Genomic DNA, 24,647 nt, shown 5'->3' with positions numbered 1-24,647 from the left:
TGTCGACCGCCCCGGAGGTTCCATGAGCGATACCCGTCCGCCCCTGTCCAGCCTGGCGCCGCCGCCCTACGTGTCGCCGGCCAAGCGCATCGAGGAGTTCGCCGGCGATCCCAATTTCATGACCTCCCTGGCCCGCGGCCTGGCGGTGATCAACGCCTTTCAGGAGCGCAAGCGCCACCTGACCATCGCGCAGATCAGCCACCGCACCGAGATTCCCCGCGCCGCGGTGCGCCGCTGCCTCTACAGCCTGATGAAGCTGGGCTACGTCACCACCGACGGGCGCACCTATTCGCTGCTGCCCAAGGTGCTGACCCTGGGCCACGCCTACCTGTCGTCGACGCCGTTGGCGGTGTCCGCCCAGCCCTACCTCGACCGTTTGAGCGAGCAGCTGCACGAGGCCTGCAACCTGGCCACCCTGGAGGGCGAGCAGGTGCTCTATATCGCCCGCTCGGCGATTCCGCAGCGGCTGATCTCGGTGGATCTCAGCGTCGGCAGCCGCCTGCCGGCCTACTGCACCTCCATGGGCCGCATCCTGCTCGCCGCGCTGGACGACGACCAGTTGCAGGACTACCTGGCCCACGCCGAGTTGCAGCCCAAGACCAGTCGCACCCTGCACACCCCCGAGGCGCTGTGGGAGTGCCTGCAGCGCGTGCGCCACCAGGGCTGGTGCATCGTCGACCAGGAGCTGGAGCAGGGCCTGCGTTCGCTGGCGGTGCCGGTGTATGACTCCGCCGGCCACGTGCTGGCGGCGATGAACGTCAGCACCCACGCCGGCCGCGTGCCGATCAGCGAGCTGGAAAAGCGCTACCTGCCGCTGATGCTCAGCGCCAGCCGCGACCTCAGCAGCCAGCTGTTTCGGCCTTCTTGAGCAGATCCTAGGGGGGATGGCGCTTTTTACATCCACCAGGACGGTGGATCGATAAAGCGCGATCCACCCTAGGAGATCCTGCCTGACCCAGACGAAAGCGGGCGGTAATCGCCCGCAGCGATATTCGCCCAAGGTCCGATTGCCTAAGCTCGCCAGGCCGCTAACCTGTGCCGGTCAACCGTTGATCGGTTCGTGATCAGCGGCGGGCGATTTGCCTGTATCTATGGTTCGAGCGAGGAGGGCAGCCTTGGCCCGTCAGCACTCGCCAGTTGATAACAATAAGAGCGCCCTGAGTTATGGACTGTCGTCTGCTCAACGAGAAGAGTCGGCTGTTCGCCAATGCCGACCCCTATGCGGTATCCGACTACGTCAACCAGCATGTCGGCTCGCATTGCATTCGCCTGCCCAACAGCGGCCGCCCGGCCGCCAGCCTCAGCCACCGCAGCTTCGCCAGCCTCGACCTGTGCCGCATCAGCTACGGCGGCAGCGTGCGCGTCACCTCGCCGGCGCTGGAAACCATCTATCACCTGCAGATGCTGCTGCAGGGCCACTGCCTGTGGCGCGGCCATGGCCAGGAACACTACTTCACCCCCGGCGAACTGCTGCTGATCAACCCCGACGATCCGGTCGACCTGACCTATTCCGACGACTGCGAGAAGTTCATCGTCAAGCTGCCGAGCCAGTTGATCGAGCGCGCCTGCAGCGACAACCACTGGCAGCGCCCGGCCGACGGCGTGCGCTTCGCCTCGCGCCACCAGCTGCAGCAGCTCGAAGGCTTCACCAACCTGCTCGGCCTGGTCTGCGACGAGGCCGAGAGCGAGCAGTCGCTGCCCTCGGTGCAGGAGCACTACACACGGATCATCGCCAGCAAGCTGCTCGGCCTGCTCGGCAACAACGTCAGCCGCGCGGAGCTGGCGGAGAGCAACCCCTCGTTCGAGCGCCTGGTGCAGTTCATCGACGACAACCTCAAGCAGGACATCAGCCTCGAGCAACTGGCCCAGCTCGCCCATATCAGCCCGCGCTCGCTCTACGCGCTGTTCGACAAGCACCTGGGTACCACGCCCAAGCACTATATCCGCCAGCGCAAGCTGGAGCGGGTGCACGCCTGCCTCAGCGACCCCTCGGCCAAGGTGCGCAATATCACCGAGGTGGCGCTGGACTACGGCTTCCTCCACCTCGGCCGCTTCTCCGAGAGCTACAAGAGCGCCTTCGGCGAGCTGCCCTCCGATACCCTGCGTCGCCGCGAGTCCTGATCGCTCCGCGTGTTTTCGGTGCGCACGGCACACCCTACGAGCGGGTAGCTTGTCCTCCGATCAAACACGCGTCGTAGCTCTTCCGGTTGGCTACAGGTGGAAAACGCTTCGCGGTTTTCCACCTTCCGAGTTTCTGCCCAGGCCACGGCTGACGCGGCTTCTACGACCTTGGTCGCACCCTGCAGAAAACGGATAAAGGTCCTGCACTAACTGGATATTGTCGGACAATCAGGCGGCATAGCCTTGGAACCGTTGAAACAATAACAACGGAGCCATGGCCATGAACCTGGGACTCGACTACCTCAATAGCCTGCTTGAAGAAGACAAGGACAAGGGCATTTTCCGCTGCAAGCGCGAGATGTTCACCGACCCCCGGTTGTTCGACCTGGAGATGCAGCACATCTTCGAGGGCAACTGGCTGTACCTGGCCCATGAGAGCCAGATCCCCAACGTCAACGACTACTACACCACCCACATGGGGCGCCAGCCGATCTTCATCGCGCGCAACAAGGAGGGTGAGCTCAACGCCTTCATCAACGCCTGCAGCCACCGCGGCGCCATGCTGTGCCGCTTCAAGAGCGGCAACAAGGCCAGCTACACCTGCCCCTTCCACGGCTGGACCTTCAACAACAGCGGCAAGCTGCTCAAGGTCAAGGACCCCAAGGAAGCCGGCTACCCCGACAGCTTCAACTGCGACGGCTCGCACGACCTGAAGAAGGTCGCCCGCTTCGAGTCCTACCGCGGCTTCCTGTTCGGCAGCCTGCGCGAGGACGTGGCGCCGCTCGAGGACTTCCTCGGCGAGTCGAAGAAGATCATCGACATGATCTGCGACCAGTCCAGCGAAGGCCTGGAAGTGCTGCGCGGCTCCAGCACCTATGTCTACGAGGGCAACTGGAAACTGCAGGCGGAAAACGGTGCCGACGGCTACCACGTCACCGCCGTGCACTGGAACTACGCCGCCACCCAGCAGCAGCGCAAGCTGAAAGAGGCCGGCGACGACATCCGCGCCATGAGCGCCGGCGGCTGGGGCAAGAAGGGCGGCGGTTTCTACTCCTTCGAGAACGGCCACCTGCTGCTCTGGACCCGTTGGGACAACCCCGAGGATCGCCCGCTGTTCGCCGACCGCGAGCGCCTCGCCGCCGAGTTCGGCGAAGCCCGCGCCGACTGGATGATCGGCCATTCGCGCAACCTCTGCCTGTACCCCAACCTGTACCTGATGGACCAGTTCGGCTCGCAGCTGCGCATCGCCCGGCCGCTGTCGGTGGACAAGACCGAGGTGACCATCTACTGCATCGCGCCCAAGGGCGAGAGTGCCGAGGCCCGCGCCCGGCGCATCCGTCAGTACGAGGACTTCTTCAACGTCTCCGGCATGGCCACCCCCGATGACCTGGAAGAGTTCCGCGCCTGCCAGCAGGGCTTCGCCGGCCGCGCCATGCAGTGGAACGACATGTCCCGCGGCGCCCAGCACTGGATCGACGGCGCCGACGACTCGGCCCGGGAGATCGACCTGCAGCCGCTGATGAGCGGCGCGCGTACTGAGGACGAGGGGCTGTTTGTGCTGCAGCACCACTACTGGCAGCAGCAGATGATCCAGGCGCTGCAAGAGCAGCAAGAGCAACTGATCCACGTGGAGGGTGCGTAAATGAGCCTTTCCTATGACGCCGTGCGCGACTTCCTCTACCGCGAGGCGCGCTACCTGGACGACAAGCAGTGGGACCAGTGGCTGGAGCTGTACGCGCCGGATGCCGAGTTCTGGATGCCGGCCTGGGACGATGCCGACCAGCTGGTGGAAAACCCGCAGACCGAGATCTCGCTGATCTGGTACGGCAACCGCAGCGGCCTGGAGGACCGGGTGTTCCGCATCCGCACCGAGCGCTCCAGCGCCACCATCCCGGACACCCGCACCTCGCACAACATCAACAACATCGAGATCGTCGAGCAGGGCGATGGGCTGACCAAGGTGCGCTTCAACTGGCACACCCTGAGCTTTCGCTACAAGACCGTCGATCACTTCTACGGCACCAGCTTCTACACCCTGGATACCCGCGGCGAGAACCCGCTGATCAAGGCCAAGAAGGTGGTGCTGAAGAACGATTACGTGCGCCAGATCATCGACGTCTACCACATCTGAATCCGCTGCAGCGCTGCCGGCGGGGCCATGGGCTCCCGCCGCGGGATTCTGCACGCCGCCAACCGCATAGCGAGGTGCGCCATGAGCCACAAGATCGCACTGAATTTCGAAGACGGGGTGACCCGCTTTATCGACGCCAACCTGGGTGAGACGGTGGCCGACGCCGCCTACCGCCAGGGCATCAACATCCCCCTGGACTGCCGCGACGGTGCCTGCGGCGCCTGCAAGTGCTTCGCCGAAGCCGGCCAGTACGACCTCGGCGAGGAATATATCGAGGACGCCTTGAGCGAAGCCGAGGCCGAGCAGGGCTATGTGCTGACCTGCCAGATGCGCGCCGAGAGCGACTGCGTGATCCGCGTGCCGGCCTCCTCGCAGCTGTGCAAGACCCAGCAGGCCAGCTTCGAGGCAGCCATCAGCGCGGTGCGCAAGCTCTCCGACAGCACCATCGCCCTGTCGGTCAAGGGCGAGGCGCTGAGCCAACTGGCTTTCCTGCCGGGGCAGTACGTCAACCTCAAGGTGCCGGGCAGTGAGCAGACCCGTGCTTACTCCTTCAGCAGTCTGCCGAAGGACGGTGAGGTCAGCTTCCTGATCCGCAACGTGCCGGGTGGGCTGATGAGCAGCTTCCTGAGCAACCTGGCCAAGGCCGGCGACAGCATCAGCCTGGCCGGCCCGCTGGGCAGCTTCTACCTGCGCGAGATCAAACGCCCGCTGCTGCTGCTGGCCGGCGGCACGGGCCTCGCGCCCTTCACCGCGATGCTGGAGAAGATCGCCGCCGAGGGCTGCGAGCATCCGCTGCACCTGATCTACGGCGTGACCCACGACCATGACCTGGTCGAGCTGGACAAGCTGGAAGCCTTCGCCGCGCGCATCCCCGGCTTCAGCTTCAGCGCCTGCGTGGCCAGCCCCGAGAGCAGCTACCCGCACAAGGGCTACGTCACCCAGCACATCGAGCCCAAGCACCTCAACGACGGCGAGGTGGACATCTACCTGTGCGGCCCGCCGCCGATGGTCGAGGCGGTCAGCGCCTATATCCGCGAGCAGGGCATAGCACCGGCCAATTTCTATTACGAGAAGTTTGCCGCCAGCGCCTGATTGCTCCTTGGCTCCGCCGCCACGGCGGCGGGCCGGTTTTATTCGCGGCGCGGGCGCAAGCCCGCGGCCCCTCGACGAGGACGGGACTATGAGTATGCGTTTTCAACACAAGGTCGCCGTGGTCACCGGCGCCGCCCAGGGCATCGGCCGCCGGGTCGCCGAGCGGCTGCTGGAGGAGGGCGCGCAGGTGGTGGCGGTGGACCGCTCCGAGCTGGTGTTCGAGCTGGCCGAGCATGAAGGCGTGCTGTGCCTGACTGCCGACCTGGAGCAGGCCGGCGACTGCCAGGGCGTGATGCAGGCCGCCGTGGCGCGCTTCGGCCGCCTCGACATCCTGATCAACAACGTCGGCGGCACCATCTGGGCCAAGCCCTTCGAGCACTACGCAACGGCGCAGATCGAGGCCGAGGTGCGTCGCTCGCTGTTCCCCACGCTGTGGTGCTGCCACGCCGCGCTGCCGCAGATGCTGGCGCAGGGCGCTGGCGCCATCGTCAACGTGTCCTCCATCGCCACCCGCGGGGTCAACCGCGTGCCCTACGGCGCGGCCAAGGGCGGCGTCAATGCCCTCACCGCCTGCCTGGCGTTCGAGACCGCCGAGCGCGGCATCCGCGTCAACGCCACCGCCCCCGGCGGCACCGAGGCGCCGCCGCGGCGCATCCCGCGCAATGCCGCCGAACAGAGCGCCGAGGAGAAGGGCTGGTACCAGCAGATCGTCGATCAGACCGTGCAGAGCAGCCTGATGAAACGCTACGGCAGCATCGACGAGCAGGTCGGCGCGATCCTCTTTCTCGCCTCCGACGAGGCCTCCTATATCACCGGCGTGACCCTGCCGGTGGGCGGCGGCGATCTGGGCTGAGCACGACCCCGTAGGAGCGGCTTTAGCCGCGAATCGCGGCTAAAGCGGAACACCGGCCGAGCGCTCCTACACAAGCAACCGAGCAGTTCACAACAAAAACAAAACCGAGAACCGATGCCATGCGACAGATAGACGTTCACCCCGTTATCGACAACGCGCGCTTTTCCCGCTTCCACTGGATGGTCATGGCGCTCTGCGCGCTGCTGCTGATCTTCGACGGCTACGACCTGTTCATCTTCGGCGTGGTGCTGCCGTCGATCATGCAGGAGTGGAACCTGACCCCGCTGGAGGCCGGCGCCCTGGGCAGCTATGCGCTGTTCGGCATGATGTTCGGCGCCCTCGGCTTCGGCACCCTGGCCGACCGGATCGGGCGCAAGAAGGGCATCGCCATCTGCTTCGTGCTGTTCTCCAGCGCCACCATCCTCAACGGCTTCGCCAGCAGCCCGACCGAGTTCGGCATCTTCCGCTTTATCGCGGGCTTGGGCTGTGGCGGGCTGATGCCCAACGCCGTGGCGCTGATGAACGAGTACGCGCCCAAGCGCCTGCGCAGCACCCTGGTGGCGGTGATGTTCAGCGGCTACTCGCTGGGCGGCATGCTCGCCGCCGGCGTGGGTATCTACATGCTGCCGCGCTTCGGCTGGGAGTCGATGTTCTTCGCCGCCGCCGTGCCGCTGCTGCTGTTGCCGCTGATCCTGTGGAAGCTGCCGGAGTCGGTGGGTTTCCTGGTGCGCCAGGGTCGCCATGAGCAGGCCCGCGCGGTGCTGGCCAAGGTCGAGCCGGGCCTGGCCCTCGATGCCGCCGACCAGTTGCTGATGAGCGATGGCAAGGGCCAGGGCGTCGGCGTCTTCGAGCTGTTCCGCGACGGCCGCGCGCTGCGCACCCTGTGCCTGTGGCTGGCGTTCTTCTGCTGCCTGCTGATGGTCTACGCGCTGAGTTCCTGGCTGCCCAAGCTGATGGCCAGCGCCGGCTACAGCCTGGGCTCGAGCCTGTCGTTTTTGCTGGCGCTGAATTTCGGCGGCATGGCCGGGGCCATTCTCGGCGGCTGGCTGGGCGACCGCTTCAACCTGGGCAAGGTGATGGTGGCCTTCTTCGTCGCCGCCGCCGCCTCGATCAGCCTGCTCGGCTTCAACAGCCCGACGCCGGTGCTTTACGGCCTGATCTTCATCGCCGGCGCCACCACCATCGGCACGCAGATCCTGCTGTACGCCGGCGCCGCGCAGTTCTACGGCCTGTCGATCCGCTCCACCGGCCTCGGCTGGGCCTCGGGCATCGGCCGCAACGGCGCCATAGTCGGGCCGCTGCTCGGCGGCGCGCTGATGGCGATCAACCTGCCGCTGCAACTGAACTTTATCGCCTTCGCCATCCCCGGGGCCATCGCCGCCCTGGCCATGGCGGTGTTCACCCTCAGCGGCCAGCGGCGCCAGGCGGCGACCGCGGCGCTGGCGGCGGCCAAGGCCTGAGCCTCACCCTGAACCTGGAAGATTGAAATGAGCCACGTCCTGATCGAAAGCCTGACGGCGACCATAGTCGACCTGCCGACCATCCGCCCGCACAAGCTGGCCATGCATACCATGCAGAACCAGACGCTGGTGATCATCCGCCTGCGTTGCAGCGACGGCGTCGAAGGCATAGGCGAAGCCACCACCATCGGTGGCCTGGCCTACGGCAACGAGAGCCCGGAGAGCATCAAGCAGAATATCGACAGCCATCTGGCGCCGGCGCTGCGCGGTCAGGACGCGGCCAATATCAACGCCTGCATGCAGCGCCTGGACAAGCTGGCCAAGGGCAACACCTTCGCCAAGTCGGGCATCGAAAGCGCGCTGCTCGACGCCCAGGGCAAGCGCCTGGGCCTGGCGGTCAGCGAGCTGCTCGGCGGCCGCGTGCGCGACAGCCTGGAGGTGGCCTGGACCCTGGCCAGCGGCGACACCGCCCGCGATATCGACGAGGCGCAGCAGATGCTCGCCATCCGCCGCCACCGCATCTTCAAGCTGAAGATCGGCGCTGGCGAGCTGCAGCGCGACCTCAACCACGTCATCGCCATCAAGCAGGCGCTGGGCGACTGCGCCAGCGTGCGGGTCGACGTCAACCAGGGCTGGGACGAGTCCCAGGCCATCCGCGCCTGCCGGGTGCTGGGCGACAACGGCATCGACCTGATCGAGCAGCCGATCGCGCGCATCAACCGCGCCGGCCAGGTGCGCCTCAACCAGCGCAGCCCGGCACCGATCATGGCCGACGAATCCATCGAGAGCGTGGAGGACGCCTTCAGCCTGGCGGCCGATGGGGCGGCCAGCGTGTTCGCCCTGAAAATCGCCAAGAACGGCGGCCCGCGCGCCGTGCTGCGCACCGCGGCCATCGCCGAGGCGGCCGGCATCGCCCTGTACGGCGGGACCATGCTCGAAGGCGCCATCGGCACCCTGGCCTCGGCCCACGCCTTTCTCACCCTCAAGCAGCTGACCTGGGGCACCGAGCTGTTCGGCCCGCTGCTGCTGACCGAGGAAATCGTCACTGAGGCGCCGCTCTACCGCGATTTTGCCCTGCAGGTGCCGCGTACCCCGGGCCTGGGCCTGACCCTGGACGAAGAGCGCCTGGCGTTCTTCGCCCGCAAGTGAAACGGAGGAAATCCTGATGCTGTTCCACGTGAAGATGACCGTAAGGCTGCCGGCCGACATGGACCCGGCAGTGGCCGCGCGGATCAAGGCCGAGGAGAAGGAACTGGCCCAGCGCCTGATGCGCGAGGGCACCTGGCGCCACCTGTGGCGCATCGCCGGGCACTACGCCAACTACAGCGTATTCGACGTGGCCAGCGTCGAGGCGCTGCACGACACCCTGCTGCAACTGCCGCTGTTCCCCTACATGGACATCGAGGTCACGCCGCTGTGCCGGCATCCCTCGTCGATCCATACCGACGACCGCTGATCCCCAGAACAACAACGAGGTACGCCACCATGACCGTGAAAATCTCCCACACCCAAGACGTGCAGAACCTGTTCCGCGAGGCCTGTGGCCTCAACAATGAGCAGGGCAGCCCGCGCCTCAAGCAGCTGATGCTGCGCATCGTCGGCGACGCGGCGAAGATCATCGAAGACCTGCAAGTGACCGACGACGAATTCTGGCAGGCGGTGGACTACCTCAACCGCCTCGGCGCGCGCAGCGAGTTCGGCCTGCTGGTGCCGGGCCTGGGCCTGGAACACTTCCTCGACCTGCTGCAGGACGCCAAGGACGCCGAGGCCGGCCTCAGCGGCGGCACCCCGCGCACCATCGAAGGCCCGCTGTATGTGGCCGGCGCGCCGCTGGCCGAGGGCCAGGTGCGGATGGACGACGGCAGCGAAGACGGCGTGGCCACGGTGATGTTCCTCGAAGGCGTGGTGCGCGACACCCAGTGCAAACCGCTGGCCGGTGCCGTGGTCGACCTGTGGCACGCCAACACCACGGGCAACTACTCCTACTTCGACAAGAGCCAGAGCGACTACAACCTGCGCCGGCGCATTGTCACCGACGCCGAGGGCCGCTATCGCGCGCGCAGCATCGTGCCCAGCGGCTACGGCTGCGACCCGCAGGGCCCGACCCAGGAATGCCTCGACCTGCTCGGCCGCCATGGCCAGCGTCCGGCGCATATCCACTTCTTCATCTCCGCGCCGGGCCATCGCCACCTGACCACCCAGATCAACCTGGCCGGCGACCAGTACCTGTGGGACGACTTCGCATACGCCACCCGCGAGGGCCTGGTCGGCGATATCCAGTTCGTCGAGGACGAAGCCGCCGCCCGCGACCGCGGTATCTCGGCCAAGCGTTTCGCCACGCTGGCGTTCGACTTCCAGCTGCAGCAGGCCCCGGCGCCCAAGGCCGAGCGCCGCAGCGCGCGGCCGCGGGCTTTGCAGCAGGCCTGATCCGTAGGGTGCGCTGCGCGCACCAATGGTGTCGTGCGCCGTGGGCATGGTGCGCACGGCGCACCCTACGGGCCCGGTTACAACAAGAGCGTCCCCTTCGAGGGACGCCAGCCTGACCTTGCGAGGGACCATGAAAGCCCTGCTCAAAGACTTCAGCCTGCCCGCCCTGGTGGCCGGGCTGCTCGCCACCACCATCTCCTACGCCGGGCCGCTGGTGCTGATCTTCCATGCCGCGGAAAGCGCCGGCCTGTCGCAGGCGCTGCTGTCGTCCTGGGTCTGGGCGATTTCCATCGGCAGCGGCGCGCTGGGCCTGCTGCTCAGCCTGCGCTACCGCACGCCTGTGGTGATCGCCTGGTCGATCCCCGGCAGCGCGCTGCTGGTCGGCGCCCTGCCCGAACTGGGCCTGAACCAGGCCATCGGCGCCTACCTGGTGGCCAACCTGATCCTGTTGCTGATCGCCCTCAGCGGCAGCTTCGACCGGCTGATCGCCAAACTGCCCGGCTCCATCGCCGCCGGTTTGCAGGCCGGCATCCTGTTCGCCTTCGGCATCGAGGTGTTCAAGGCGCTGCCCGAACAGCCGCTGCTGATCGCCAGCATGTTCGTCACCTACCTGCTGCTGCGTCGAACCGCGCCGCGCTACGCGGTGGCCGGCGTATTGCTCGTCGGCGCGGCGCTGACCCTGCTCGGCGGCCAGCTGCGCAGCGAGGCGCTGGTGTTGGAGCTGGCCACGCCGCAGTGGATCGCCCCCGAATTCAGCCTCACCGCCACCCTCAACCTGGCGCTGCCGCTGGTGCTGGTGGCGCTGACCGGGCAGTTCATGCCGGGCATGGCGGTGCTGCGTGGCGCCGGTTACCAAACCCCGGCCAGCCCGTTGATCGGCGCCAGCGCCATTGGTGGCGCGCTGCTGGCGCCGTTCGGCTGCCACGGCCTGAACCTGGCGGCGGTCACCGCCAGCCTGTGCACCGGCCGCGATGCCCATAAAGACCCTAACCGCCGTTATATCGCCGCCGTGGCCGGCAGCCTGGCCTACCTGCTGCTGGGTATCGGCGGCGCCACCCTGGTGTCGCTGTTCGCCGCCTTTCCCGCGGCGCTGATCGCTGCCCTGGCCGGGCTGGCGCTGTACGGCGCGTTCAGCGAGGCGCTGGCGCGCAGCCTGAGCGAGACCGCCGAGCGTGACGCCGGACTGTTCACCTTCCTGGTGACCGCCTCCGGGCTGAGTTTCCTCGGCCTGTCGGCGGCCTTCTGGGGCCTGCTGTTCGGTCTCGCCGCGCACCTGCTGCTGCGCCTGCGCAAGCCGGCCGCCATTGCCAGTCCCGCCGGCGAGCCGGCCAGGGAATAACCCCCAATCCATTCCCCCGAACCGGCAACCCCTGGGCTGCCGGGCGGGTTTCTGCAACCTCGATAACAACAAGAGCACGCTACCGATGAAACACAGCCCACGCCTTTGCCTGCTGTCCACCGCCATTGCCGCCTGCCTGCCGAGCCTGAGCCAGGCCGGCGAGGGCGGGTTTATCGACGACGCCAGCGCCACGCTGACGGCGCGCAACTACTACTTCAGCCGCGACTTCTCCGACATAGTCGGGCCGAACCGGCAGTCCAAGGCCGAGGAGTGGGCGCAGGGCTTCATCCTCAACGTGAAATCCGGTTACACCCCGGGGCCGGTGGGTTTCGGCGTGGATGCCATCGGCCTGCTCGGCCTCAAGCTCGACAGCAGCGCGGATCGAGTCAACACCGGCCTGTTGCCGACCCGCCAGAGCGGCAAGGCCGCCGACGACTACAGCCGCCTGGGCCTAGCGGCGAAGCTGCGCCTGTCCAAGACCGAGCTGAAGGTCGGCGAGCTGCAGCCCAACCTGCCGGTGCTGACCTACTCGGACATTCGCCTGCTGCCGCCCAGCTACCAGGGAGTCAGCCTGGTTTCCAACGAGCTGGCCGGGCTGACCCTGCAGGCCGGGCATCTCAACTCCACCAGCCTGCGCAACGAGGCCGGCGACGACAAGATGCTGGCCATGCTCGGCCACCTGCCGCAGCGCGCAGCGAGCAGCGACGCCTTCAACTATGCCGGCGGGGACTATGCCTTCAACGCAGGGCGCACCTCGCTCGGCGCCTGGTATGGCCAGTTGGAGGACATCTACCAGCAGCGCTTCCTCGGCCTCAAGCACAGCGAGCCGGTCGGCGCCTGGACCCTGGGCGCCAACCTCGGTTTCTACGATTCGGCCGACGACGGCCAGAGCCTGCTCGGCGACATCGACAATCAGGCGGCCTTCGCCCTGCTGTCGGCCAAGCACGGCGGCCACACCTTCTATGTCGGCTACCAGGCGATGTTCGGCGATGACGCCTTCCCGCGGGTGTTCGCCAACGTCAGCCCGCTGGGCAACGAGGTGCCCACTTTCGAGTTCGCCTCCGCCGACGAGCGCTCCTGGCAGCTGCGTTACGACTACGACTTCGCCGCCATGGGCGTGCCGGGCCTGGTGGCCGGGGTGCGCTACATCCGCGGCGACAATGTCGATGCCCAGGCCACCAACCGCGGCGGTGTGCGCTACGAGGGCAAGGACTGGGAGCGCGATCTGGACATCGGCTACGTGGTGCAGAGCGGCGCGCTCAAGGGCCTCGGCGTGCGCGTGCGCAACGTCACCGCGCACTCCAACTACCGCAGCGATATCGACGAGAACCGGCTGATCCTCAGTTACAGCTGGAACCTGCTGTAAGAGCCGATCACAGCATGTGCAGGAATGGTTCGATAATCGCACCATAAGGCGATTATCGGATTGTTCCGCTGCATAGCGCGCCCTAATCTGAACTCACCGCCACCCCTGCCCGGTGGCACCTGCAACCCAAGCGAGAACAACACGATGGCCGACATCATCACCCTGGGCGAAGCCATTTCGCGCCACGTCAACGACGGCGACTGCGTCGCTCTCGAAGGTTTCACCCATTTGATCCCCACTGCCGCCTCTCACGAACTGATCCGCCAGGGCAAGAAAGACCTGCATCTGGTACGCATGACCCCGGACCTGGTCTACGACCTGCTGATCGGCGCCGGTTGCGCGCGCAAGCTGACCTTCTCCTGGGGCGGCAACCCCGGTGTCGGCTCGCTGCATCGCCTGCGCGATGCGGTCGAGAAGCAGTGGCCGAACGCCCTGGAAATCGACGAGCACAGCCACGCCGACCTGGCCAACTCCTACGTCGCCGGCGCCTCCGGTCTGCCGTTCGCCCTGCTGCGCGCCTATGCCGGCTCCGACCTGCCGAAGGTCAACCCGAACATCAAGTTCATCGACTGCCCCTTCACCGGCGAGAAGCTGGCCGCCACCCCGGCGGTACGCCCGGACGTCACCGTGATCCACGCGCAGAAGGCCGACCGCAAGGGCAACGTGCTGCTGTGGGGCATCCTCGGCGTGCAGAAGGAAGCGGCCCTGGCGGCCAAGCGCTGCATCGTCACGGTCGAGGAGATCGTCGACGACCTCAAGGCGCCGATGAACGCCTGCGTGCTGCCGAGCTGGGCGTCGACCGCCGTCTGCCACGTGCCCGGTGGCGCCCACCCGTCCTACGCCCATGGCTACTACGAGCGCGACAACCGCTTCTATCAGGCCTGGGACCCGATTGCCCGCGACCGCGAATCCTTTACCGCCTGGATCGATACCTATATCCGCGGCACCGCCGATTTCGCCGAGTTCCAGAACAAGATTGCGGAGGCCAAATAATGAGCGCGCTTTCCACCAGCGACTACAGCACCAACGAAATGATGACCGTCGCCGCCGCCCGCCGCCTGAAGAACGGCGCGGTTTGCTTCGTCGGCATCGGCCTGCCGTCCAAGGCCGCCAACCTGGCGCGCCTGACCTCCTCGCCGGACGTGGTGCTGATCTACGAATCCGGCCCGATCGGCGCCAAGCCCAGCGTGCTGCCGCTGTCGATCGGTGACGGCGAGCTGGCCGAAACCGCCGACACCGTGGTGCCCACCGGCGAGATCTTCCGCTACTGGCTGCAGGGCGGGCGCATCGACGTCGGCTTCCTCGGCGCGGCCCAGGTCGACAAGTTCGGCAATATCAACACCACCGTGATCGGCGACTACCACAACCCCAAGGTGCGCCTGCCCGGCGCCGGCGGCGCGCCGGAGATCGCCGGCAGCGCCAAGGAAGTGCTGATCATCCTCAAGCAGTCGCACCGCACCTTCGTCGACAAGCTGGCCTTTATCACCTCGGTCGGTTTCGGCGAGGGCGGCGACCACCGTCAGCAGCTCGGCCTGCCTGGCAAGGGCCCGGTCGGCATCATCACCGACCTGTGCATCATGGAGCCGGAAGCCGGCAGCCACGAGTTCGTGGTCACCTCGCTGCACCCGGGCGTGACCCGCGAGCAGGTGATCGAGAACACCGGCTGGGCCATCCGCTTTGCCGACAATCTGGCCGTGACCGAGGCGCCGAACGAGGTCGAACTGAGCGCGCTGCGCGCCCTGGAAGCGCGCACCGCCGCCTCCCACGGCCAGGCCGGGGGTGAGGAATGAGCCGCGACGTATTCATCTGCGACGCCATCCGCACGCCCATCGGCCGCTTCGGCGGCGGCCTGGCGCCGGTGCGTGCCGACGACCTGGCGGCGGTGCCGCTCAAGGCCCTGATCGAGCGCAACCCGCAGCTGGATCTGGCCGCCATCGACGAAGTATTCATGGGCTGCGCCAACCAGGCCGGCGAGGACAACCGCAACGTCGCGCGCATGGCGCTGCTGCTGGCCGGTATTCCCGAGACCGTGCCGGGGGTGACCCTCAACCGCCTGTGCGCCTCCGGCCTGGATGCGGTGGGCAGCGCCTTCCGCGCCATCGCCTCTGGCGAGATGGAGCTGGCCATCGCCGGCGGCGTGGAATCCATGTCGCGCGCACCCTATGTGATGGGCAAGGCGGCCACTGCCTTCGGTCGTGAGCAGAAGATCGAGGACACCACCATCGGCTGGCGCTTCGTCAACCCGCTGATGAAGGCGCAGTACGGCGTCGACGCCATGCCGCAGACCGCCGACAACGTCGCCGACGACTACCAGGTCAGCCGCGCCGATCAGGACCTGTTCGCCCTGCGCAGCCAGCAGCGCGCCGCCCGCGCCCAGGCCGAAGGCTTCTTCGCCGAGGAAATCGTGCCGGTGGTGATCAAGGGCAAGAAGGCCGACACCATAGTGGATACCGACGAGCACCCGCGCGCCGACACCACCCTGGAGGCGCTGACCAAGCTCAAGCCGGTCAACGGCGAGGGCAAGACCGTCACCGCCGGCAATGCCTCGGGCGTCAACGACGGCGCCGTGGCATTGATCCTGGCGTCTGCCGAAGCGGTGAAAAAACACGGCCTGACCCCGCGTGCCAAGGTGCTCGGCATGGCCAGTGCCGGCGTTGCCCCGCGGGTGATGGGCATCGGCCCGGTGCCGGCGGTGCGCAAGCTGCTGGAGCGGCTGAACCTGGGCATCGACCAGTTCGACGTGATCGAGCTCAACGAAGCCTTCGCCGCCCAGGGCCTGGCGGTGATGCGCGAGCTGGGCCTGGCCGACGACAGCGCCAAGGTCAACCCCAACGGCGGCGCCATCGCCCTCGGCCACCCGCTGGGCGCCAGCGGCGCGCGCCTGGTGCAGACCGCGCTGCATCAGCTGGAGAAATCCGGCGGCAAGCTGGGTTTGGCGACTATGTGCGTGGGCGTCGGCCAGGGCCTGGCGCTGGCGATCGAGCGGGTGTGAATGACATCTGTAGGGTGGGCTAAAACGCATCGCCGCCCGGCCCACCCTACGCGCTGGATTCGCCCGCATCGCCCTGCCAACCTAGGCTTACCCCAAACTGCTGGAACGAGACCGCCTTGAGCAACCAACTCTTCGATGCCTACTTCACCGCCCCGGCCATGCGCGCGATCTTCTGCGATGCCGGCCGGGTGCAGGGCATGCTCGACTTCGAGGCCGCGCTGGCGCGGGCCGAGGCACATGCGGGGCTGATCCCCGCCGAGGCCGTGGCGCCCATCGAGGCTGCCTGCAAGGCCGAACTCTATGATTACCCGGCGCTAGCCGAGGCCATTGCCATCGCCGGCAACTCGGCGATTCCGCTGGTCAAGGCCCTCGGCAAGCGTATCGCTGCGACAAGCCCCGAGGCCGAACGCTATGTACACCTCGGCGCCACCAGCCAGGACGCCATGGACAGCGGCCTGGTGCTGCAACTGCGCGCCGCTATCGAGCTGATCGAAGGCGACCTCGCCGCCCTGGCCGATGCCCTGGCGGCGCAGGCCGAGCGCCATGCCGACACGCCACTGGCCGGACGCACTTGGCTGCAGCAGGCCACCCCGGTGACCCTGGGCATGAAGCTGGCCGGCGTGCTCGGCGCCATCACCCGCCATCGTAAGCGCCTAAGCGAGCTCAAGCCGCGCCTGCTGTGCCTGCAGTTCGGCGGCGCCTCGGGCAGCCTGGCGGCGCTTGGCGAGCAGGCCTGGCCGGTGGCCGAGGCGCTGGCCGCCGAGTTGCAGCTGAACCTGCCCGAGCAACCCTGGCACACCCAGCGCGACCGCCTGGTGGAGTTCGCCAGCCTGCTCGGGCTGATCGCCGGCAGCCTGGGCAAGCTCGGCCGCGACCTCAGCCTGCTGATGCAGACCGAGGCCGGCGAAGTCTTCGAACCCTCGGCGCCAGGCAAGGGCGGCTCGTCGACCATGCCGCACAAGCGCAACCCGGTGGGCGCCGCCGTGCTGATCGGCGCCGCCACCCGCGCGCCGGGCCTGGTGGCGACCATGCTGGCCGCCATGCCGCAGGAGCACGAGCGCAGCCTCGGCCTGTGGCACGCCGAGTGGGAAACCCTGCCGGAGCTGTGCTGCCTGGTCTCCGGTGCGCTGCAGCAGGCGCTGCTGGCGGTGCCGGGGCTGGAAGTGGACGCGGCGCGCATGCGCAGCAACCTCGAACTGACCCAGGGCCTGGTGTTGGCCGAGGCGGTGAGCATCGCCCTGGCCCAGTGCATCGGCCGCGACGCCGCCCATCATCTGGTCGAGCAGTGCTGCCGCCAGGCGGTGCAGCAGGGTGTGCACCTGCGCGCGGTGCTCGGCGCCAATGCCGAGGTCAGCGCAGAGCTGTCCGCCGCCGAGCTGGAGCGCCTGCTCGATCCGGCCCATTACCTGGGACAGGCCCGCCGCTGGGTGCAGCGGGCCGTCGCCGAACACACGCAATTTTCGCGTTAGGAGTTATCCATGCCTGCCGTACGTCTCGCCGATGGCGACCTCAACTACCTGCTCGAAGGCCCGGCCGGCGCGCCGGTGCTGGTGCTGTCCAACTCCCTGGGCACCGACCTGCACATGTGGGACGTGCAGATGCCAGCGCTCACCCGTCATTTCCAGGTGCTGCGCTACGACACCCGCGGCCATGGCCAGTCGCTGGTGACTGAAGGGCCCTACAGCATCGAGCAACTGGGCCGCGACGTGCTGGCTCTGCTCGATGCGCTGGATATCGCCAAGGCGCATTTCTGTGGGTTGTCCATGGGCGGCCTGATCGGCCAGTGGCTGGCGCTCAACGCGCCCGAGCGCATCGCACGCCTGGTGCTGTGCAATACCGCCGCCAAGATCGGCGCGCCAGAGGTGTGGAACCCGCGTATTGACACCGTGCTGGCCGGCGGCGCGCAGGCCATGCGTGACCTGCGCGATGCCTCGATCTCGCGCTGGTTCACCGCCGGTTTCGCCGCCGCGCAGCTGCAGCAGGTCGAGCCCATAGTCGGCATGCTGGCGCAGACTTCGCCCGAAGGTTATGCGGCCAACTGCGCGGCGGTGCGCGATGCCGATTTTCGCGAGCAGCTGGGTGCGATCCGTGCGCCGACCCTGATCCTCTGCGGCAGCCTTGATCCGGTGACCACCGTCGAGCACGGCCGCTTGATGCAGCAGCGGATCGAGGGGGCGAAGCTGGTGGAGTTCCACGCCGCGCACCTGTCCAACGTCGAGGCCGGCGTGGCCTTTACCCAGGCGCTGCTGGATTTCCTCAAGGCTTGAGACCGTTATGGTGCGCACGGCGCACCCTACGGCCCGTATCTGTGGGGTGCGCCGCGCGCACCATCTCTTTCGGAGTTTGAAATGGACGAAAAACAACGCTACGAAGCTGGCATGCAGGTGCGCCGCGCGGTGCTGGGCGACGCCCATGTCGACCGCAGCCTGGACAAGCTCACGCCGTTCAACAGTGAGTTCCAGGAGATGATCACCCGCCACGCCTGGGGCGATATCTGGACCCGCCCCGGTCTGCCGCGGCACACCCGCAGCCTGATCACCATCGCCATGCTGATCGGCATGAACCGCGAGGGTGAACTGAAATTGCACCTGCGCGCGGCGAAGAACAACGGCGTGACCCGCGACGAGATCAAGGAAGTGCTGATGCACAGCGCGATCTACTGCGGCATCCCGGCGGCCAACGCCACCTTCCACCTGGCCGAGGAAGTCTGGGACGAGCTGGGTGTCGAATCCCTGCAGGACTGACCCGCGTTTCCCCTCGACCGTCGCCGGTCCACGCGCCGCGCGGCGGTTTTTTATTGCGTGCTCCGCTGCGCCCTGCAAGCCAACCTACCTCTGGCCCCCCGTTGCACTCAGTCCAGCGTCGTTTCGTACTCTTCGACACCAGCCGCATGCCGTGCGGCGATATAGCCGAAGGTCATGGCCGGGCCGAGGTTGATGCCGCCGGACGGGTAGTGGCCGCCCATCACGCTGGCCATGTCGCTGCCGGCGGCGTACAGCCCGGGGATGGGCTGGCCCTGCGCGTCCAGCACCTGGGCCTGGCCGTTGGTCTTCAGGCCGGCGAAGGTGGCGAAGCTGCCCGGCTCGACGTTCACCGCATAGAAGGGCCCGCGCTCGATGGGCGCCACGCAGGGGTTCGGCCCCTCATGGCTGGCGTCGCCGCTGCGCCGGTTGAAGGGCGTACTGCCGCGACCGAAGGCCGGGTCTTCGCCCTGCGCGGCATGGCGGTTGTACTCGGCCAGGGTCTGCGCCAGGCCCTGCGGGTCGATGCCGCAGGCCTGGGCCAGCGCTTCGACGCTGTGGCCGCGCTTGAGATAGCCGCTGCGCAGCACCGACCACAGCGGCACCGGCGCCGGACGGGCGATGCCCAGGCCGTAGCGGCGGATAAAGCGGTGGTCGCAGATCAGCCAGGAGCAGACCTCCTCGCCCTGCGGCACCGCCTCGAGCATGGCGGCGACATAGTCGTAGTAGCCCTCGGCCTCGTTGACGAAGCGCCGGCCGCTGCGCAGCACGGCGATCACTCCCGGTTTGCCGCGGTCGATGATATGCGGGAAATGGCCGATGCGGCCGCCTGCGTAGGGCACCCGCGACACCGGCGCCCAGGCCACCGGCGACTTGAGCGCGGTGTTGAGCGCGGCGCCCGCCGCCTCGCCCAGGCGTAGGCCGTCGCCGTTGCAGGCGCGCGGCGGCAGGGCCAGGTGCTCGTGGCCGGTGGGCGTGCGCGGGAACAGCTGGCGGCGGCGCTCGATATCGTGGGCGAAACCGCCGGCGGCCAGCAGCACGCCGCGGCGCGCGCGTATGCGCTGTTCGGCCCCGTCGCGTTGCACCACGGCGCCGCAGACCCGGCCGTTGTCGCGCAGCAGGCCGGTGGCCGGCGCCGATTCGAGCAGCTGCACGCCGAGGTCCTCGGCGGATTTGGCCAGTCGCGCCACCAGCGCCACGCCGTTGACCAGGTGCATGGCGCGGCCATATCGGGCCAGGTGCCAGAGGTGGGCGCTGAAGCGCTTGGTCACGTGCAGCGCGGCCCTGGCCGAGCGGGTCATCGAGAGAAAGGCGGCCAGATCGGCGCCGGCCATGATCGGCATGCCGAGGAAGGAGGTCTCGGGCATGGTCTTGCGCAGGCGCGGCAGCAGGGCGCCGACCTCGCGTGCGTCATAGGGCGCGGCGATCACCTGATGGCCGCCGGTGGCGGCGCCCGGCGCCTCGCCACGCATGTCGGGGATGGCGTTGCCGTCGGCGAACTGCAGGCGGCTGTGCTGCTCGAAGAAGCCGACCATCTGCGGACAGGCTTGGAGAAAGGCGTCCACCAGCTCGGCATTGAAATGCTCGCCGAGGCAGTGGCGCAGATAGCGGCGCGGCTGTTCGAGGTCCTCGACTATGCCGGCGCGGCGCGCCAGCGGATTGCGCGGCACCCACATCCAGCCGCCGGACCAGGCCGTGGCGCCGCCGAACACCGCATCCTTCTCCACCAGGATGACCTTTTGCCCATGCCAGGCGGCGGTCACCGCCGCGGCCAGGCCGGCGGCGCCGGAGCCGACGATCAGCAGGTCGCAGTCGAGTTCGGCGTGGGCCATGGCGGGGTCTCCTGGGTAAATGGATTTATTGGAACATGGTTCCGGATTCTATGATTGCCTTGAGCGAGGGCCAAGGGCGAGTGGCGCAATTACCCGGCTAGCGCGGCCGATACTGTGCGTTTAGCGCACGGTTGCCGGAGCGGCGCAAGATCGTCGCGGGTTTCAACCCTGCCACAAGCCTCAAGTGCTGATCGACCACCGCGGATCGGTCGGGCCTGGCATTTTTTCTCGGCGAAAAAAAGCCCGTCGCGGGGACGGGCCGAGGGTGCCGTAACACACTTGGAGTCAATCGGTTGGACGCAAGCGCCCGGTACTACAGCAGCGACAGCGGGTAGTTGATGATCAGGCGGTTCTCGTGGATGTCCTGGCCGACGTCGCGACGCACGTCGGAGTTGCGCCAGCGCACGCTGAGGTTCTTCAGGCTGCCTTCCTGGATGGTGTAGGCCAGCTCGGACTCGCGCCCCCACTCCTCGGCATCGGTGCGGCCGCCGGTGTGGATGTTGGAGCCGCTGACGTAGCGGTTCATCAGGGTCAGGCCGGGGATGCCGAGGCCGGCGAAGTTGTAGTCGTGGCGGATCTGCCAGGAACGCTCTTCGGGGGCGTCGTAGCTGTTGGTGAAGCCGTCGTTGACCAGGGTGCCGCCGCTGGTGCCGTCGATGCGCAGGAACTTGCTGTCGCCGTCCAGGTGCTGGTAGGCGAGCATGAAGCTGTTGTTGCCGGTCTTGGCGGTGAACGCGCCTTGGTAGACCTTGTTGTCCAGCTTGCCGGCCTTGGCCGCGCCTTCGTCCTGGCCGTCGAAGTAGCCGAGGTTGGCGCCCAGCACCCAGTCGCCCACCGGCTGGCTGTGGGTCAGCTGCACGTAGCTCTGCTGGTAGACGTCTTCCAGGCGCGCGTGCCAGACGCCGAGCAGGGTGTTGTTGGCGTTGAAGCGGTATTCGCCGCCGGCAAAGTTGAAGTCGTCGCCCTCGATGCCGCCGAAGCTCATCTCTTCGCGGCTAGCGTCGTGGCGCTGGCTGTTTTTCCAGAACTGGCCGCCGTAGAGGGTCAGGCCATCGAGCTCGTTGGAGGTCAGCTGGGCGCCCTGGAAGGTCTGCGGCAGCGAGCGGCCGTCGTCGGCGCGGAGGATCGGCAGCACGGCGAACCACTCGCCGACCTTCAGCTCGGTCTTGGACAGCTTCGCCTTGGCCGCCACCGCGGTGCGGCCGAAGTCGTCGGCGGCCTGGCCGTCGTCGTGGATCGGCAGCAACTGGCTGTTGGCCGCGCCGCGGTTGCCGTCCAGCTTGACGCTGTACAGGCCGAGCAGGTCGAGGCCGAAGCCGACGGTGCCCTCGGTGAAGCCGGAGCGGGCGTCGAGGATGAAGCTCTGGGTCCAGCCTTCGGCCTGGCCCTGGCGCTCGCCCCGGATCAGCGGGTCGGTGCCGTTGAGGTAGTTGCGGTTGAAGTAGTAGTTGCGCAGGTTCAGCGAGACCTTGGCGTCCTCGACGAAGCCGGCGGCCTGGGCGCCGGTCGGCAGGGCGGCGATCACGGCCAGGGCCAGGGCGCTGGGGAGCAGAGGGGGGACGGCGTTTTTCATTGTTATGGTTCCTCGTGGTGACTGATTTTCGGGGCGCACGAATCCCTCCACCGCAGCGGATGCGGAAAAGCAGCAGGGGAGGGGAATGACCGCCGGCGTTCGCCGGCGGCTCGTTTCAGCGCCGTCTCAGGGCTTGGCGATACCGACCGAGTCCGGGGCGATCTCGATGGCCTTGGCCTTGTACATCGACCAGGTGGTGACCGACTGCCAGCGCTTGAGGAAGTCCTCGGCCTCGGCGCCGTTGAGGTTCAGGCTCTGCGCGCCGAAGTTCTTCAAAAAGCCCTGGAACTCCTCGTTGGCCACGGCCTTGGCGTAGGCCTCGACCAGCTTTTGTTTGACCTCGTCCGGGGTGTCCTTGTGCACGAAGGCGCCCCAGAACGGACCCCAGGGCAGGTACTCGGCAATGGCCGGCAGGGACTTGGTGATCGGCTCGACGCCCGGCAGTTCCGGGGTTTCCTCGGTGGCGAACACGGCCAGCGCCTTGAGCTTGCCGCTGCGTACCAGTTCGCGGGCGGCGGCCAGGCTCAGCGGCATGAAGTCGATGTGCTTGCCCATCAGCGCGGTGATGCCGGGGCCGTCGCCGCCGAAGGTCACTTCACGCACTTTCAGCTCGTCCACCGCGTTGATCATCGCGCTGACCGTGCTCGGCAGGCCGCCGGCACCGGTGGAGCCCATGCGCAGGCTGTCCGGATTGGCCTTGGCGGCGGCCAGCAGCTCGCCCATGGTGTTGAACGGCGCCTCGGCGTTGGCGGCGATCACCACCACGTTCTGGCCGATGATGTTGACCGGGTAGAAGTCGCTGTAGTCGAAGTCGGCCAGGCCCAGCACCGGGTACAGCTGCGGGTTCTCGGCGCCGAGCAGGATGGTGTAGCCGTTCGGGCGCTGCTGCTTGACGAAGGTGCTGCCGATCACCGCAGTGCCGCCGGGGCGGTTGTTGAGGATCAGCTTGCCGCCCAGCTCCTTCTCCACGTAGGGGGTCAGGCTGCGCATCACGTTGTCGGTGGCGCCGCCGGCACCCCAGGGGATCACCGCCTGGATGCTGCGCTCGGGGTATTCGGCGTGGGCCGGCAGGGCCAGGGTCAGGGCGCTGAGGCCGAGGGCGGCGCCGGTCAGTAGAGCTTTGAACATGTGGAGATTCTCCATCGGATTGTTGTTGTAAGCCCCTGTCGGCCGGGGCGCACCTTGCCTTGCCAGGTCAGCCGCGGGCTACCGCGGTCTTGAACTTGGATTTGAGTTTCTTCAGCAGCGAGGTGTTGCCCAGCAGGATCAGCACCACGGCGCTGCTGAGGATCAGCGACAGCGGGCTGGTGACCAGACCCTGCAGCAGCTCCAGCGGGTTGTCGCCGGCCGAGGACATCGCCTGGCGGTAGGAGGTGTCCATCAGCGGGCCGAGGATGGCGCCGAGGATGATCGGGCCCATCTGGAAGCCGAAGATCTTCAGCAGGTAGCCGAGCAGGCCGAAGCCGAGCATCCAGTACACCTCGGTCATGCTGCTGTTGATCGAGTAGGTGCCGACCACGCAGAGCACCAGGATCAGCGGGATCAGCACGGCCTTGGGCATCTCGACGAACTTGGCGAACAGCTTGATGCCCATCAGGCCGAAGATCATCAGGAAGACGTTGGCCAGCAGCAGGTTGCCGACGGTGAAGTAGAAAATGTGCGGGTTCTCCACCATCAGCATCGGGCCGGGGTTGAGGCCGTGGATCACCAGCGCGCCGATGATCACCGCGGTCACCGCATCGCCCGGCATGCCGAGGGTCAGCATCGGCACGTAGGCACCGCCGACCGCCGCGCTGTTGGCGGTTTCCGGCGCCACCAGGCCCTCGTAGGCGCCCTTGCCGAAGGGTCTGCTGGGATTCTTCACGGTGCGCTTGGCATGGTCGTAGGCCATCAGCGCGGCGATGTCGCCGCCGACCCCGGGCAGCACGCCGACCACCACGCCGATGATCGAGGTGCGGATCGACAGCGGCAGGAACTTCAGCACCATGGCGAAGGACGGCAGGATCTTGTCGACCTTCTGCCGCACCACCGGGCTGTCCAGGTTGTGCAGCTGGTAGAAGGCCTCGGCCACGCCGAACAGGCCGATCATCAGCACCACGTAGTGGATGCCGCCCATCAGCTCGACCTGACCCAGGGTGAAGCGCCCCTCGGCGGTCACCGGGTCCATGCCGACCAGACCGATCACCGCGCCCAGGGCGGCGGCGAAGATGCCCTTGGCCAGCGAACCCTCGGCCAGGCTGCCGACCAGCAGCAGGCCGATGGCGGCCACCAGGAAGTAGTCGCGCGGGGCGAATTTCAGCGCCAGATCGCCGATCAGCGGCGCCGCGCTGGCCAGCATCAGGGTGCCGACCAGGCCGCCGATCACCGACATCACCGTGCTCAGGCCGATGGCGCGACCGGCCTCGCCCTGCTGCGCCAGCGGGTAGCCGTCGAAGGCGGTGGCCACCGACGACGGCGCGCCGGGGATGTTCAGCAAGATGGCGCTGCGCGAGCCGCCATAGACGCCGCCGATAAAGATGCCGACGATCAGGGCGAGGGCGTCGTTGACCTCCCAGGAGAAGGTGAAGGACACCAGGATCGACACCGCCATGGTCACCGACAGACCCGGGATGGCGCCGATGTAGATGCCGGCGAAGGTTCCCAGGGCGGTCAGCAGCAGCAGCTGCGGGTCGCTCCAGGCCATCAGCAGATAGGAAAAGGTATCGCTCATCTCGGGTGCC

Annotated in this window: 22 protein-coding genes; 18 read left to right on the top strand and 4 right to left on the bottom strand. The window is 67.5% G+C overall.

All coding sequences use genetic code 11. From position 1 onward, the window contains the following. Positions 1–22: 22 nt before the first annotated feature. The 18 genes from AC1G9C_RS21815 (at position 23) to pcaC (ending at position 18,525) form a co-directional block, all read left to right on the top strand. Positions 23–868, top strand: a complete 846-nt coding sequence (locus AC1G9C_RS21815) for an IclR family transcriptional regulator (protein WP_021441895.1) — start codon at positions 23–25, stop codon at positions 866–868. A gap of 296 nt (positions 869–1,164) precedes the next feature. Further along, complete coding sequence (locus tag AC1G9C_RS21810; RefSeq protein WP_021441894.1) at positions 1,165–2,121, top strand: AraC family transcriptional regulator; 957 nt, start codon at positions 1,165–1,167, stop codon at positions 2,119–2,121. Positions 2,122–2,401: 280 nt separating this feature from the next. After that, positions 2,402–3,763, top strand: coding sequence for a benzoate 1,2-dioxygenase large subunit (gene benA, locus AC1G9C_RS21805; RefSeq protein ID WP_480408758.1), 1,362 nt, complete (start codon positions 2,402–2,404; stop codon positions 3,761–3,763). Beyond that, a complete protein-coding gene (gene benB / locus AC1G9C_RS21800) occupies positions 3,764–4,252 on the top strand; it encodes a benzoate 1,2-dioxygenase small subunit (RefSeq protein WP_021441892.1) in 489 nt (162 codons plus the stop codon). 81 nt (positions 4,253–4,333) lie between these two features. Next, positions 4,334–5,344 carry a benzoate 1,2-dioxygenase electron transfer component BenC gene (gene benC / locus AC1G9C_RS21795; protein WP_480408757.1) on the top strand — a complete coding sequence of 337 codons (1,011 nt, stop codon included), beginning with the start codon at positions 4,334–4,336 and terminating at the stop codon, positions 5,342–5,344. 88 nt (positions 5,345–5,432) lie between these two features. Continuing rightward, positions 5,433–6,197, top strand: a complete 765-nt coding sequence (locus tag AC1G9C_RS21790) for a 1,6-dihydroxycyclohexa-2,4-diene-1-carboxylate dehydrogenase (RefSeq protein WP_480408756.1) — start codon at positions 5,433–5,435, stop codon at positions 6,195–6,197. A 119-nt stretch (positions 6,198–6,316) separates the two neighbouring features. After that, complete coding sequence (locus AC1G9C_RS21785; RefSeq protein ID WP_480408755.1) at positions 6,317–7,657, top strand: MFS transporter; 1,341 nt, start codon at positions 6,317–6,319, stop codon at positions 7,655–7,657. 27 nt (positions 7,658–7,684) lie between these two features. Beyond that, positions 7,685–8,806, top strand: a complete 1,122-nt coding sequence (locus AC1G9C_RS21780) for a muconate cycloisomerase family protein (RefSeq protein ID WP_480408754.1) — start codon at positions 7,685–7,687, stop codon at positions 8,804–8,806. A 16-nt stretch (positions 8,807–8,822) separates the two neighbouring features. Beyond that, entirely contained in the window at positions 8,823–9,113 is a 291-nt protein-coding gene (gene catC / locus AC1G9C_RS21775) for a muconolactone Delta-isomerase (protein WP_480408753.1), read from the top strand. 29 nt (positions 9,114–9,142) lie between these two features. Then, positions 9,143–10,084 carry a catechol 1,2-dioxygenase gene (gene catA / locus AC1G9C_RS21770; RefSeq protein WP_480408752.1) on the top strand — a complete coding sequence of 314 codons (942 nt, stop codon included), beginning with the start codon at positions 9,143–9,145 and terminating at the stop codon, positions 10,082–10,084. Between the two features lie 130 nt (positions 10,085–10,214). Then, a complete protein-coding gene (locus AC1G9C_RS21765) occupies positions 10,215–11,423 on the top strand; it encodes a benzoate/H(+) symporter BenE family transporter (protein ID WP_480408751.1) in 1,209 nt (402 codons plus the stop codon). 85 nt (positions 11,424–11,508) lie between these two features. Beyond that, on the top strand, positions 11,509–12,789 hold the full coding sequence (locus AC1G9C_RS21760) for an OprD family porin (protein WP_480408750.1): 1,281 nt from the start codon (positions 11,509–11,511) through the stop codon (positions 12,787–12,789). Between the two features lie 144 nt (positions 12,790–12,933). After that, positions 12,934–13,782, top strand: coding sequence for a CoA transferase subunit A (locus AC1G9C_RS21755; RefSeq protein ID WP_480408749.1), 849 nt, complete (start codon positions 12,934–12,936; stop codon positions 13,780–13,782). Beyond that, positions 13,782–14,579 carry a CoA-transferase subunit beta gene (locus AC1G9C_RS21750; RefSeq protein ID WP_480408748.1) on the top strand — a complete coding sequence of 266 codons (798 nt, stop codon included), beginning with the start codon at positions 13,782–13,784 and terminating at the stop codon, positions 14,577–14,579. The genes AC1G9C_RS21755 and AC1G9C_RS21750 overlap by 1 nt, the downstream gene beginning before the upstream one ends. Beyond that, positions 14,576–15,781, top strand: coding sequence for a 3-oxoadipyl-CoA thiolase (pcaF, locus tag AC1G9C_RS21745; RefSeq protein ID WP_480408747.1), 1,206 nt, complete (start codon positions 14,576–14,578; stop codon positions 15,779–15,781). The genes AC1G9C_RS21750 and pcaF overlap by 4 nt, the downstream gene beginning before the upstream one ends. A gap of 158 nt (positions 15,782–15,939) precedes the next feature. Next, a complete protein-coding gene (locus tag AC1G9C_RS21740; protein ID WP_480410431.1) occupies positions 15,940–17,250 on the top strand; it encodes a 3-carboxy-cis,cis-muconate cycloisomerase in 1,311 nt (436 codons plus the stop codon). Between the two features lie 9 nt (positions 17,251–17,259). After that, positions 17,260–18,048 (top strand): 3-oxoadipate enol-lactonase, encoded by a 789-nt coding sequence (pcaD, locus tag AC1G9C_RS21735; protein WP_480408746.1) that lies wholly within the window; start codon positions 17,260–17,262, stop codon positions 18,046–18,048. An 81-nt stretch (positions 18,049–18,129) separates the two neighbouring features. Then, positions 18,130–18,525 carry a 4-carboxymuconolactone decarboxylase gene (pcaC, locus tag AC1G9C_RS21730; RefSeq protein WP_480408745.1) on the top strand — a complete coding sequence of 132 codons (396 nt, stop codon included), beginning with the start codon at positions 18,130–18,132 and terminating at the stop codon, positions 18,523–18,525. 107 nt (positions 18,526–18,632) lie between these two features. On the opposite strand, the gene AC1G9C_RS21725 is transcribed toward pcaC, so the two are convergent. From AC1G9C_RS21725 to AC1G9C_RS21710, 4 genes are all read right to left on the bottom strand, one after another. After that, positions 18,633–20,354 carry an FAD-dependent oxidoreductase gene (locus tag AC1G9C_RS21725; protein ID WP_480408744.1) on the bottom strand — a complete coding sequence of 574 codons (1,722 nt, stop codon included), beginning with the start codon at positions 20,352–20,354 and terminating at the stop codon, positions 18,633–18,635. 313 nt (positions 20,355–20,667) lie between these two features. Beyond that, positions 20,668–21,927 (bottom strand): OprD family porin, encoded by a 1,260-nt coding sequence (locus AC1G9C_RS21720; protein ID WP_480408743.1) that lies wholly within the window; start codon positions 21,925–21,927, stop codon positions 20,668–20,670. 126 nt (positions 21,928–22,053) lie between these two features. Further along, positions 22,054–23,055: a tripartite tricarboxylate transporter substrate binding protein gene (locus AC1G9C_RS21715; protein WP_021444420.1), complete on the bottom strand. Its 1,002-nt coding sequence runs from the start codon at positions 23,053–23,055 to the stop codon at positions 22,054–22,056. Positions 23,056–23,122: 67 nt separating this feature from the next. Beyond that, a complete protein-coding gene (locus tag AC1G9C_RS21710; protein WP_122108018.1) occupies positions 23,123–24,637 on the bottom strand; it encodes a tripartite tricarboxylate transporter permease in 1,515 nt (504 codons plus the stop codon). Positions 24,638–24,647: the final 10 nt, after the last annotated feature.

The sequence above is a fragment of the Pseudomonas sp. ABa2 genome (assembly GCF_056676075.1).
The sequence above is the reverse complement of the archived record's forward strand: the minus strand, read 5'-3'. Positions and strand labels throughout refer to the sequence as shown.